An 11,683-nucleotide genomic window follows, 5' to 3' on the forward strand; every position below is an offset into this window, starting at 1 on the left:
ACCAGTTTGCTGCGCGACAGCGCGGCGTCGAAGACGGTGCGGGGCCTCCCTCGCCACAAAAGCGATATACAACTATGCTCTCTTAGAATTTTCCGCTCATAAGGTAATTCGAAAAAGTTATTTATTTTCGGATTCTTATATCATTTAGTCTCCTTTCACGCCGACTCTCGGTCGTCTGAAAAGGAGCTTCTCTATGAAACTGACTTTCCCCCTTCGCCTCCTGGCGGCCGCGTCTCTGGCTGCGGTGAGTTTCTTTGCCCAGGCGGCAGATGTGACCGTCGCCTACCAGACCACCGTTGACCCAGCCAAAGTCGCCCAGGCCGATGGCACCTACGAAAAAGCCACCAAAGCCAACATCGACTGGCGCAAATTCGACAACGGCGCCGACATCATTGCCGCCATCGCTTCTGGCGATGTGCAAATCGGCTACATCGGCTCCAGCCCCCTGACGGCGGCAATCACCCGCAAAGTCCCGGTAGAAACCTTCCTCATCGCCACCCAGATCGGCGCCGCCGAAGCGCTGGTCGCTCGCGACGGTTCCGGGATCAAGACTGCGCAAGACCTGATCGGCAAGAAAATCGCCGTACCGTTCGTTTCCACCGGCCACTACAGCCTGCTGGCCGCGCTGAAACACTGGAACATCGACCCGTCGAAAGTCACCGTACTCAACCTCGCGCCGCCAGCGATCATCGCTGCATGGAAACGCGGTGATATCGACGCCACCTACGTGTGGGATCCGGCTCTCGGCGTGGCCAAGGAAAACGGCAAAGTGCTGATCACCTCGGGCGAACTGGCCAAGTTCGGCGCACCGACTTTCGATGCCTGGATCGTGCGTAAGGATTTCGCCGAGAAGCACCCGGAAATCGTCACCGCGTTCGCCAAGGTGACCCTCGATGCCTACGCCGACTACCGCAAAGACCCGAAAGCCTGGCTCGCCAATCAAAGCAACGTCGACAAACTGGTGAAGCTCTCCGGTGCCAAGGCCAGCGACATTCCATTGCTGCTGCAAGGCAACGTCTTCCCGCTCGCGGCTGATCAGGTGATCACCCTCGGCGCGCCGACCACCAAGGCCATCACCGACACCGCGGTGTTCCTCAAGGAACAAGGCAAGGTCGAGGCCGTGCTGCCGGACTACGCGCCATACGTCAGCGCCAAGTACATCACCAACTGATCGGGAGTTACCGCGATGGCTTTGCTACAACTGGAGCGCATCTGCGCACAGTACCCAGGCAGCACGGCACCTGTGCTGGCGGATATTTCCCTGAGCCTTGGGCCCCAGCAATTGCTGGTCGCCCTCGGCCCGTCCGGCAGTGGCAAGACCTCGCTGTTGAACCTGATTGCCGGTTTCGTCGAACCCAGTGCCGGGCGCATCACCCTTGACGGTGTGCCGGTCAAAGGCCCGAGCGCCGAACGCGGCGTGGTGTTCCAGGACGACGCTCTGTTGCCCTGGCAGGACGTGCTGGCCAACGTCGGCTTCGGTCTGGAACTGGCTGGCGTTCCCCGGGACAAGCGCGAAAGCCGCGCCCGGGAAATGCTCGCGCTGGTGGACCTTTCCGGTTTCGAAAACCGCCGAATCTGGCAGCTCTCGGGCGGGCAGAAACAACGTGTCGGCCTCGCTCGCGCCCTCGCGGCAGACCCTCGGGTTTTGCTGATGGACGAACCCTTCGGCGCCCTCGACGCCTTCACCCGGGAACAGATGCAGGAGCTGTTGCTGCAAGTCTGGCAGCGCACGGCCAAACCGGTGTTCCTGATTACCCACGACATTGAAGAAGCGGCGTTCCTCGCCACGGATCTGATTCTGTTGGCGCCCAACCCCGGGCAAATCGTCGAGCGTCTGAGCCTGGACTTCGGTCAGCGTTACGCTGCCGGCGAATCGGCGCGGGCGATCAAATCCGACCCGCGCTTTATCGAAACCCGCGAACACGTGCTCGCCAAAGTGTTCTCCCAACGCAGTGCCGTCCAGCGGCAGGAGCGTGCATGAGCACCTATGAAATTCCCGCCGCGACGGTGAAACCGGGCTCGACGGTCATTCCGCTGCGTCGCAGTTTGAACACGCGCTGGATCAGCGTGCTGACGCTGGTCGCTCTCGTTGCCATTTGGTGGGCCGTCACGGCCACTGGTTTGATCGAACCGCTGTTCCTGCCGCCACCCTCCGCCGTGCTGCAAAAAGGCTGGCTGCTGGTGACCACCGGCTACATGGATTCGACCTTGTGGCAGCACTTGGGCGCGAGCCTCAGCCGTATTGGCCTGGGCCTGGGCTTCGCGGTGCTGACCGCCGTGCCGGTCGGCATAGCCATCGGCCACAACCGCATCGCTCGCGGCATTCTCGATCCGCTGATCGAGTTTTATCGCCCGATTCCGCCACTGGCTTATCTGCCGCTGATCGTGATCTGGTGCGGTATCGGTGAGCTGTCGAAAGTCTTGTTGATCTACCTGGCGATCTTCGCGCCGATCGCAATTGCCACCGCCACTGGCGTACGTACCGTCGACCCGGCGAAATTACGCGCCGCGCAGTCGTTGGGTGCGACTCGGGGGCAGTTGATTCGGCATGTGATTCTGCCCAGTGCCTTGCCGGACATTTTGACTGGCGTGCGAATTGGTTTGGGGGTGGGTTGGTCGACGCTGGTGGCCGCCGAGTTGATCGCTGCCACCAGCGGTCTGGGCTTTATGGTGCAGTCGGCCGCGCAATTCCTGGTCACCGATGTGGTGGTGTTGGGGATACTGGTGATCGCGCTGATCGCCTTCGTCATGGAAATGGGCCTGCGTGCCCTGCAACGCAAACTGGTGCCATGGCACGGCCAGGCTCACTGAGTACTCATGTGGGAGCGGGCTTGCTCGCGAAAGCGGTCCAGCACTCAACATCTAAGTTGACTGACACGGCCTCTTCGCGAGCAAGCCCGCTCCCACAAACAGCTCGACACCCCGAATTCGAAGAGAGAGACCATGAGCCACCTGACCATCGTCCCTTTAAGCTCCGCCCTCGGCGCGCAAATCAGCGGCATCGATATCAGCCAGCCGCTGAACCTGGAGCAACGCGACGCCATCGAGCAGGCGCTGCTCAAGCATCAAGTGCTGTTCTTCCGCGACCAACCGATCGAGCCGCAGCAGCAAGCGCGATTCGCCGCCTATTTCGGCGACCTGCACATTCACCCGATCTACCCGAACGTGCCGGAGCAGCCTGAAGTGCTGATCCTCGACACCGCCGTCACCGACGTGCGGGACAACGCGATCTGGCACACCGACGTGACCTTCCTGCCGACCCCGGCGATGGGCGCGGTGCTCAGCGCCAAGTTGCTGCCGGAATTTGGCGGCGACACGCTGTGGGCCAGTGGTATTGCGGCGTATGAAGCACTGTCCTCACCGATGAAAACCCTGCTCGAAGGGTTAACCGCCACTCACGATTTCACCCGCTCGTTTCCACTGGAACGCTATGGCAATACACCAGAAGCTTTGGCCCTGTGGGAAGAAGCCCGGCGCAAGAACCCACCGTTGTCGCACCCGGTGATTCGCACGCACCCGGTGAGCGGGCGCCGGTCGTTGTTCGTCAATGAAGGGTTCACGTCGAAGATCCATGAGCTGTCGGAAACGGAAAGCGAGGTGATTCTGAAATTCTTGTTCGCCCACACCACACGGCCGGAATTCACCATCCGTTGGCGCTGGCAAAAAGACGACATCGCGTTTTGGGACAACCGCGTGACCCAGCATCACGCGGTGGATGATTACCGCCCGGCACGGCGGGTGATGCAGCGGGCGACGGTGTTGGGGGATGTGCCGTTTTTCCGGTGATGCTTGAGCCTCGAATTGACGCCCCCACTCGTCTGGCAAGCTGTATAAAAAAACAGGCCGCCCTTCCATAACGAATAAAAATAAAGTAAAAATCCGCTTACCGAATAGTGAGTGGTGAAACGCATGGTCACCAAAGAAGAAATTCAAAGCTTCATTCGTGCGCAAGTTGATAGAGAGTTTTTTGAAGAACTCGGCGTCCTGATTCCTCAAACCTTCCAAAAAGCTTCTAAAGTGGTCCAGGACCTCCTGATTCATACCCCTCAAGAAGATCTACGGGGACACTTACGCCACTCACTTGCTCAGGAAGCCTTAGCAGGCATGACACGCTGGAATCCGCTCATCAAATCAACCGACCCCAAAGGGCACAGTTACGTCCTATTGGAACTGGGAAAACTGCGCATCACATCTGTCGTTTTGCCTTGGCAAAAAGAAGTTCGCGCAGCGAAACACCGCAGTGAACTGAAATCGCTGAACGAATCGTTAGCATCAACCCAGATGGATTGGATCGATGGGCTGTCCCACACCGTTTCCGAACAATTGATCCATGCACTCGTCGTAGTCCACGCACCACCTCCACGTTCAGCAGATCAATCAGAGCCCGTGGCGATCGTGATGGCCATACCTTATTTCAACGGTAAGGGCTTCCACATGGATTGCACATTCGAAGAACTTCTTCAGGGCTACTCTGATAACCCAGCAATTGATCAGAAACCGATTGAATTGGTGAAATTGCGAGATAAGATGCGCCGCGCTGAAGAAATCGAAGACCAAACTGATGATGAGCAAAATTCCAAGAGGTGAACCATGAGAACTGGAGTCGCGGGCTTTCAGTCCGAGCGTCTCAAACAGTTACGGCTCACGTGCGGTATCACCCAGACTGCCTTGGCCGAAATGGTTGGACGCGCCTCTGGAAATATCTCTAAATGGGAGAACGGGCTCCAGGTTCCGGAAGCCGATGCTTTCCAGCGGTTATGCGAGGTCTTTGGCGTCAGTGAAAACTGGCTGCTAGAAGAGCAAATCGTAACGAGTGAAAACACGCCGTTCTTCTTCCGCTCGCAGGTAAGTGCCACCGCTAATGCGAGAGAAATAGCGGAGGTACGCTTGGAGTGGCTTCAAGACATCTCCTATAAACTTCAAGAAAGCCTTGAGTTCGTCGCCGTTAATGTTCCTCATCTGGAAGAAAGCAATTGCCTGCTGATTTCAGACGAAGAAATCGAACGAATGGCTAGCGAATGTCGTCACGCGTGGGGCTTGGGAATCGCTCCCATACCCAATGTCGTTCAGGTTATGGAGAATGCTGGGATCATTTGTGCTCGAACCACGCTAGGCCACCTGAAAATGGATGGTGTATCAAATTGGTATGAGCTGGATCAGCGACCTTATGTACTCCTTGTAGCAGACAAGGCGAACGGCATACGAAATCGATTCGATGCGGCCCACGAGCTTGGACATATCGTTCTCCATCGGCATGTTTCCAAGGAACAGTACGAATCGAATTACGCGTTGCTTGAATCACAGGCACATCGATTTGCAAGTGCATTCCTGATGCCAGCAGAGAGTTTCTTAAGGGAGATTCGCTGGCCTACGCTGGATACCTTGCTAGCACTGAAACCACGCTGGAAAGTTTCTGTGGCAGCGATGGTTCGTAGATGTCTAGACCTAGAGATAATCAATGACACCACGACAACAAGATTGTGGAAAGCCAGATCAGCAAGAGGCTGGGTCAAAGGCGAACCCATGGATGGCGATTTCGATTTTGAAAGGCCGCAGTTAATTGCTCAAGGTGTAAAGATGCTCGTGGAAAATAAGGTCCTTTCCCGTTCTCAAGTCAGACAGCTACTGGGACTACCTCTGCCTATTCTGGAAAACCTGTGTAGCCTGGATAAGGGTTACTTTACCCTCCCAGATCAATCGCAGGTGATCGACATGCAGCTAAGAAAGAGATCTGCGAGGGATGTATTTTTCAACGAAACAGCAGAGATACTAGGCTTCCCAAGTAAAAAATAACGACCGCGTAGCCCATCAAAGCAAATCACGCATCCCTTCTCCGCGAGGGGATGCTTAATTCGGGTCTTGCCCCTCGAACGAATTTACTCCGCCGTCGAAGGCTTCTCCCAAAGATTGACCCCACCCTCCTGGGCAAACCGGTCAATCTCCGCCAACTCTTCCACGCTAAAACTCAGGTTCTTCAACGCCCCGACGTTTTCGATAATCTGCTCCGGCCGGCTCGCGCCGATCAGCGCCGAGGTCACCCGCGGATCGCGCAGGGTCCAGGCCAACGCCAGTTGCGCCAGGCTCTGACCACGACGTTTGGCGATTTCATTGAGCGCCCGCACATGGGCGATGTTGGCTTCGGACAGGTGAGACGCCTGCAGCGAACCACCGCCCGGACGATTGACCCGCGCATCCGCTGGCACGCCATTGAGGTACTTGTCGGTCAACAGCCCCTGAGCCAATGGCGTGAAGGCTATCACGCCGGTGCCAAGTTCATCGGTGGTGTCCAGCAGGTCCTTTTCCACCCAGCGGTTGAGCAGGTTGTAGGCCGGTTGGTGGATCAGCAACGGCACTTTCCACTCCTTCAACAATCCGGCGATTTCACGGGTTTTTACCCCGGAATAGGACGAGATGCCGATGTACAGCGCCTTGCCCTGCTGCACGGCGGTAGCCAATGCGCTGGCAGTTTCTTCAAGCGGCGTGTCCGGGTCGAAGCGGTGGGAATAGAAGATATCCACGTAGTCCAAACCCAGACGCCGCAGGCTCTGGTCGAGGCTGGCCAGCACGTATTTGCGCGAACCACCGCCCTGACCGTAAGGGCCGGCCCACATATCCCAACCGGCCTTGCTAGAGATGATCAACTCGTCGCGGTACTGCTTGAAGTCTTCACGCAGCAAACGACCGAAGTTGATCTCGGCGCTGCCGTACGGCGGACCGTAGTTGTTGGCCAGGTCGAAATGGTTGATGCCCAAGTCAAACGCCGTGCGCAGCAACGAACGCTGGGTATCGATTGGCGTGCTGTCGCCGAAGTTGTGCCACAAGCCAAGGGACAGTGCCGGTAGCACCAACCCGCTGCGACCCACGCGGCGGTAAGGGATGGAATCGTAGCGGTTTTCGGCAGCGGTGTAGGTCATCGAATCCTCTCTTGTCTGTCTTGAATGTGGTATCGACTGCTTTGCAAGTTGCCCAGCATACGCTTGGAAAAACGCCGATAAACCTCGGACTCGAGAAAATGCTGAAACGTTTCACAGATCTTCGACGGCTGAGTAACTCCGTAGTGATCGTTCCCACGCTCTGCGTGGGAACGATCGATGGGCCGGCAGTTACTGAGCCCCCGCAAACACCTCCTCCAACCAATCCACAAACACCCGAACCCGTGGCGACATGTGTTTGTTATGGGGATACAACACGGAAACCGGCATCGGTGGCGGTGGTGTGTCGGTGAGGATTTCCCGCACCAGCCCTTGGGAAATCAGCGTTTCCATTCGGTAGTGCGGGCACTGAATCAGGCCCAGACCTGCAATCGCCGAGGCTGCGTAAATCTCCGCACCGAACACCGACAACGCGCCATCGATGGCCACTTCTTTCAGCTCGCCATCGACCATGAATTCAAATGGAAACAACTTGGCGGTGGTACGCGAAACGTAGTTCACAGCGCGGTGTTTTTTCAGGTCTTCGAGGTTTTTCGGTTCGCCATATTTGCGCAGATAGGCGGGGCTGGCGCAGGTGATCTGTCGCAGGTTGGCGACACGTTTACCGATCAGTGCCGAGTCGCCCAAGGTGCCGGCGCGTAGCACGCAATCAACGCCTTCGGCGATCAGGTCGACAAAGCGGTCGGCCTCGCTGATGGACAGTTGGATGTCCGGGTAGCGCGCCATGAATTGCGGCAACGCGGGGATCACGAAGTGCTTGGCCAACGTCCCATGCAGATCCACACGCAACCGCCCTTTCGGCGCAACGCTGCGGAATGCCAGTTCGGCTTCTTCCAGTTCCGCCAGCAATTGCACGCAACGCAAGTAGTACGCCTCGCCATCCAGCGTAGGACGCACCTTGCGGGTGCTGCGCTCAAGTAGACGAGTACCGAGCCAGGCTTCGAACTGATTCAGTGTGTGGGTCAACGTAGCTCGGGGCAGGTTCAGATCATCGGCCGCCAGCGTGAAGCTGCTGCGCTCGTAGATTCGCACGAAAATCTTCATCGCTTTGACTTGATCCACGCGGGGCTCCTGACGTCGATTGTTGGCGATTATTGAACAGTCAAGGCAACTCTCATGCATTTATCGCCTTGAGTAAACATGTGAGTCTGGCTCCACTTCAAACCCCTCCAAGGAATCAACACCATGACTACTCAAACGTCGAAAGTTGCCATCGTGACCGGCGCCTCCCGCGGCATCGGGGCCGTGATCGCCAGACAACTCGCCAGCGAAGGTTTCGCCGTCGCCATCAACTACGCCAGCAGCGCCACTGAAGCATCAAAACTGGTCGTGGAGTTGCGTCAGGCCGGGCATCAGGCCATAGCGGTCAAGGCTGACGTGGCGAATGCCGACGACGTGCGCCGATTGTTCGACGAGACTGAAGCGCAATTGGGCAAGGTCGATGTGCTGATCAACAATGCCGGCATCCTCAAAGTGATGCCGCTGGCGCAGCACACGGACGAACTGTTCGACCAGACCTTCAACATCCACGCGCGCGGCACGTTCAACACCTTGCGTGAAGCGGCGACTCGCCTGAACAGCGGTGGCCGGATCATCAATTTCTCCAGCAGCACCGTTGGTCTTAACTTGCCCGGCTACGCGGTGTACATCGCCAGCAAGGCAGCAGTGGAATCCCTGACCCAGGTGTTCGCCAAGGAAATGCGCGGTCGCAACATCACCGTAAACGCAGTGGCCCCTGGCCCGGTGGCGACGGAGCTGTTTTTGCACGGCAAGAGTGAAGAGCAAATTCAGAATTTCGCCAAGATGCCTCCACTGGAGCGTTTGGGTCAGCCGGAGGATATTGCTCGTGTTGTGTCGTTTCTGGTGGGGCCAGATTCGGGTTGGGTGAATGGGCAAATTCTGCGGGTGAATGGTGGGTTGGTTTAACTATGCTCGACGTATTGGGGTGAGCAGTAAGGACGCCTTCGCGGGCAAGCCCTTTAGGGCAAGCCCGCTCCCACAGGGATCGCAGTGAACACAACGCCTGTGAACACCAGAGCGACCACTGTGGGAGCGGGCTTGCCCGCGAAGGCGTCCTCAAGGGCAACACACATCTGAAGGGAGGAACGCATCATGCACACCACCATCATCATCTTCTTCGGCCTGGCCCTGCTGGCGCTGATGCTGTTCATCGGCGAGAAAATCGGTTTCCCCCGCCAAATCCTGGCCTACAGCTTTGTCGTGCTGTGGCTGGCGTTGACCTTGATCAACGGCGCGGTCGGCATGGTCAACGCCGGCCAGCCGTTGAGCACCGAACTGGTGGTGGGTAGCGCGGTATTCGGCGTACCGGTGGCGGCGCTGGTGTTGTTCATGACGATGACCAACGCCTGAGTGCCACCGGCGCTCGATCAGCGCACCAAATGCAAAAACTGCATGTGCCGTTCGTACTGGTCGAGGATGTCGTTGATGACCTGCTCCTTGGTGTAGCCCACCAGATCGTAGTCCTGACTGCCCTCGCTCAAATGCACTTCGGCGCGGTAATAACGACGATTATTGAGTTCCTTGGAACCCATGCCGCCACGGGCGAAGGATGGCGTGAAGTAGCCGCGCATTTGCACCTGATAGATGAACGGATGCAGTTCGCCATGACCGATCTCCAGGCTGACGTTGTCATTGGCCGGATCGGGCTGCGTGACCACGTGCAAGCCCTTCTCGACGAATACTGCCGTCACCTCTTCAATCGCCGGGCGCACCGTGGTATCGAGGAAGCGATAGACCTCATCCCGAGACGGGAAATGCACCGCCTGACTCAAACGCTGACGCCATCCACCACGCCGCGAGCCGGACACTGGCGCGAGGGAATGCAGTTGCGCGATCTGCTTCTGCGATTCCAGATAAAACGCCTTGTGCAGCCCCCACATCATCAGCAACAAAATCATCGAGAACGGCAACGAGGTCAGCACCACCGCTGACTTCAAGGCATCGATGCTGCCGGAGAACAGCAGCGCGCTGGTCACCAACGCAGTTATCGCGCCCCAGAACACTCGCAGCCATTTCGGCCCGTCTTCATCCGGGTTACCACCCTTGGCGGACAACGTCGACAACACCACAGTGCCGGAGTCGGCGGATGTCACGAAGAATACGAAGCTGATGAACACCGTGACCGCAATTACGGTTTTGCTCCACGGGTAGGTTTCCAGCAGCAGGTACAGGGTCATCGACGGGTTGTCGATGGCCGACATGCCGAGTGCGCTCATGCCGTGGTTGAGGACCTGGTCGATGGCGCTATTGCCGAAGATCGACATCCACGCCAAGGTGAAACCGAGCGGAATCAACAGCACGCCGAAGACGAATTCGCGGATGGTCCGACCACGGGAAATCCGCGCGATGAACAGGCCCACGAACGGCGACCATGCAATCCACCAGGCCCAGTAGAACACCGTCCAGCCACCCAGCCAGTCGCTGGGTTTGTCATAGGCGTAGAGGTCGAAACTCTTCATCGGCAAGGCGCCGAGGTAGTCGCCGATGTTCTGGATCAACGTATTGAGCAAGTGCTGGGTAGGGCCGGCGAACAACACGAACAGCAGCAGCGCACAGGCCAGCAGCATGTTGATGTCGGACATCACCCGCACGCCTTTATCGACGCCGGACACCGCGACGATGATCGCCGCGCCCATCATCAGCGTGATCAGGCCGACCTGAACCCACTGGGTGTGAGCGATGCCGAACAGGTAGTCCAGGCCCGAGTTGAGGTGCAATACACCAAAGCCCATGTCGGCACCGAGGCCGAACACCGTGGCAATGATACCGAAGCCGTCCACCGCGTAACCGATCGGGCCGTTGATGCGCTTGCCGATCAGCGGGTACAGCGCCGAACGCAGGGCCAGCGGCAGATTATGTCGATAGGCGAAATAGGCCAGCGCCATGCCGACAAAGGCGAACACGCCCCAACCGTGCAGGCCCCAGTGCAGAAACAGAATCTGCATCGCCTGACGCGCCGCATCCGCCGTACCGGCCTCGCCTTGCGGCGGTTGTGCCAGGTGCGTCAGCGGTTCGGACACGCAAAAGAAAAACAGCGTGATGCTGATCCCGGCGGCGAACAGCATGCCGGCCCAGGACAGGTAGCTGAATTCGGGCTCGTCGTGGTCGGCACCGAGCTTGATCTTGCCGTAGCCAGACAAGGCGGTGACCACCACGAAGACCAGATACAGCGTCATCGCGAGCATGTAATACCAACCGACCGTGTTGGCCGCCCAGTTTTGCGCTTGCAACAGCCAGGCACCGGCCTGTTCGGGCATCGCCATGACGACAACGGCGAACAACAAAATAAAGGTCGCCGCGAAATAAAACACCGGCGGATTCATGCGGACCTGGCCGCTTGCGGGGGTGGACGATGCACTCATGAAAGGTGCACCTCAAAGGGGTGAAACAGGAAAATCAATAACGGACTCGGCAAAGGCAAGCCTCCTGTTGTGAGCGGGCAGCAAACCGGCGGTTTAACTTGAATGAGCGTTCAAGTTAAACATGGATAGGGGGCTAAGGACTAATCGCAGGGCTCGGCGGTAGCTTTCCTACGCTAGCTCAAGGAAGGATATGACGCGGGTTTGGAGGATGATCGTTCCCACGCTCTGCGTGGGAATGCAGCCCGTGACGCTCTGCGTCACATCAAGAGCGGACGCGGAGCGTCCAGTGAGGCATTCCCACGCGGGGCGTCACTAGTGTCCGGTAAACATGTTTCATAGCTGAAGGCTGCCTTGGGCAGCCTTCAGCTT

11 protein-coding genes are annotated in these 11,683 nt (G+C 57.9%); 8 read left to right on the forward strand and 3 right to left on the reverse strand.

The window, feature by feature from the left end:
• Window positions 1–193 precede the first annotated feature (193 nt).
• The 6 genes from tauA to IC37_RS28265 all read left to right on the forward strand — a co-directional run bounded on the left by tauA (window position 194) and on the right by IC37_RS28265 (window position 5,793).
• Window positions 194–1,171 (forward strand): taurine ABC transporter substrate-binding protein, encoded by a 978-nt coding sequence (gene tauA / locus IC37_RS28240; protein WP_030128224.1) that lies wholly within the window; start codon window positions 194–196, stop codon window positions 1,169–1,171.
• A gap of 15 nt (window positions 1,172–1,186) precedes the next feature.
• Window positions 1,187–1,981: a taurine ABC transporter ATP-binding subunit gene (gene tauB, locus IC37_RS28245; RefSeq protein WP_030128223.1), complete on the forward strand. Its 795-nt coding sequence runs from the start codon at window positions 1,187–1,189 to the stop codon at window positions 1,979–1,981.
• Window positions 1,978–2,811: a taurine ABC transporter permease TauC gene (tauC, locus tag IC37_RS28250; protein WP_030128222.1), complete on the forward strand. Its 834-nt coding sequence runs from the start codon at window positions 1,978–1,980 to the stop codon at window positions 2,809–2,811. The genes tauB and tauC overlap by 4 nt, the downstream gene beginning before the upstream one ends.
• A gap of 132 nt (window positions 2,812–2,943) precedes the next feature.
• Entirely contained in the window at window positions 2,944–3,786 is an 843-nt protein-coding gene (gene tauD / locus IC37_RS28255; RefSeq protein ID WP_030128221.1) for a taurine dioxygenase, read from the forward strand.
• A 123-nt stretch (window positions 3,787–3,909) separates the two neighbouring features.
• Window positions 3,910–4,587, forward strand: coding sequence for a hypothetical protein (locus IC37_RS28260; protein WP_030128220.1), 678 nt, complete (start codon window positions 3,910–3,912; stop codon window positions 4,585–4,587).
• 3 nt (window positions 4,588–4,590) lie between these two features.
• A complete protein-coding gene (locus tag IC37_RS28265; RefSeq protein WP_030128219.1) occupies window positions 4,591–5,793 on the forward strand; it encodes an ImmA/IrrE family metallo-endopeptidase in 1,203 nt (400 codons plus the stop codon).
• Between the two features lie 83 nt (window positions 5,794–5,876).
• Here the strand turns inward: IC37_RS28265 and mgrA are convergent, their stop codons facing one another.
• Window positions 5,877–6,914, reverse strand: a complete 1,038-nt coding sequence (gene mgrA / locus IC37_RS28270) for an L-glyceraldehyde 3-phosphate reductase (protein WP_030128218.1) — start codon at window positions 6,912–6,914, stop codon at window positions 5,877–5,879.
• Window positions 6,915–7,103: 189 nt separating this feature from the next.
• Entirely contained in the window at window positions 7,104–7,994 is an 891-nt protein-coding gene (locus IC37_RS28275; RefSeq protein WP_030128217.1) for a LysR family transcriptional regulator, read from the reverse strand.
• Window positions 7,995–8,117: 123 nt separating this feature from the next.
• On the opposite strand from IC37_RS28275, the gene IC37_RS28280 reads away from it, so the two are divergent.
• Together IC37_RS28280 and IC37_RS28285 are read left to right on the forward strand one after the other, a co-directional pair.
• Window positions 8,118–8,858 carry an SDR family oxidoreductase gene (locus IC37_RS28280; RefSeq protein ID WP_030128216.1) on the forward strand — a complete coding sequence of 247 codons (741 nt, stop codon included), beginning with the start codon at window positions 8,118–8,120 and terminating at the stop codon, window positions 8,856–8,858.
• Between the two features lie 186 nt (window positions 8,859–9,044).
• Entirely contained in the window at window positions 9,045–9,302 is a 258-nt protein-coding gene (locus tag IC37_RS28285; RefSeq protein WP_030128215.1) for a hypothetical protein, read from the forward strand.
• 17 nt (window positions 9,303–9,319) lie between these two features.
• Here the strand turns inward: IC37_RS28285 and betT are convergent, their stop codons facing one another.
• Window positions 9,320–11,275, reverse strand: a complete 1,956-nt coding sequence (betT, locus tag IC37_RS28290) for a choline transporter BetT (protein WP_177409433.1) — start codon at window positions 11,273–11,275, stop codon at window positions 9,320–9,322.
• Window positions 11,276–11,683 lie beyond the last annotated feature (408 nt).

The sequence above is a fragment of the Pseudomonas sp. QTF5 genome (assembly GCF_000512695.2).
Lineage (GTDB): Bacteria > Pseudomonadota > Gammaproteobacteria > Pseudomonadales > Pseudomonadaceae > Aquipseudomonas.

Excerpts from the sequence above, each read along its gene's own strand:
- IC37_RS28280 (WP_030128216.1), top strand. The coding sequence starts at position 8,118 with ATGACTACTCAAACGTCGAAAGTTGCCATCGTGACCGGCGCCTCCCGC.
- tauD (WP_030128221.1), top strand. The coding sequence starts at position 2,944 with ATGAGCCACCTGACCATCGTCCCTTTAAGCTCCGCCCTCGGCGCGCAA.
- betT (WP_177409433.1), bottom strand. The coding sequence starts at position 11,275 with ATGAATCCGCCGGTGTTTTATTTCGCGGCGACCTTTATTTTGTTGTTC.
- IC37_RS28285 (WP_030128215.1), top strand. The coding sequence starts at position 9,045 with ATGCACACCACCATCATCATCTTCTTCGGCCTGGCCCTGCTGGCGCTG.
- IC37_RS28260 (WP_030128220.1), top strand. The coding sequence starts at position 3,910 with ATGGTCACCAAAGAAGAAATTCAAAGCTTCATTCGTGCGCAAGTTGAT.
- mgrA (WP_030128218.1), bottom strand. The coding sequence starts at position 6,914 with ATGACCTACACCGCTGCCGAAAACCGCTACGATTCCATCCCTTACCGC.
- tauB (WP_030128223.1), top strand. The coding sequence starts at position 1,187 with ATGGCTTTGCTACAACTGGAGCGCATCTGCGCACAGTACCCAGGCAGC.
- tauC (WP_030128222.1), top strand. The coding sequence starts at position 1,978 with ATGAGCACCTATGAAATTCCCGCCGCGACGGTGAAACCGGGCTCGACG.
- IC37_RS28265 (WP_030128219.1), top strand. The coding sequence starts at position 4,591 with ATGAGAACTGGAGTCGCGGGCTTTCAGTCCGAGCGTCTCAAACAGTTA.
- tauA (WP_030128224.1), top strand. The coding sequence starts at position 194 with ATGAAACTGACTTTCCCCCTTCGCCTCCTGGCGGCCGCGTCTCTGGCT.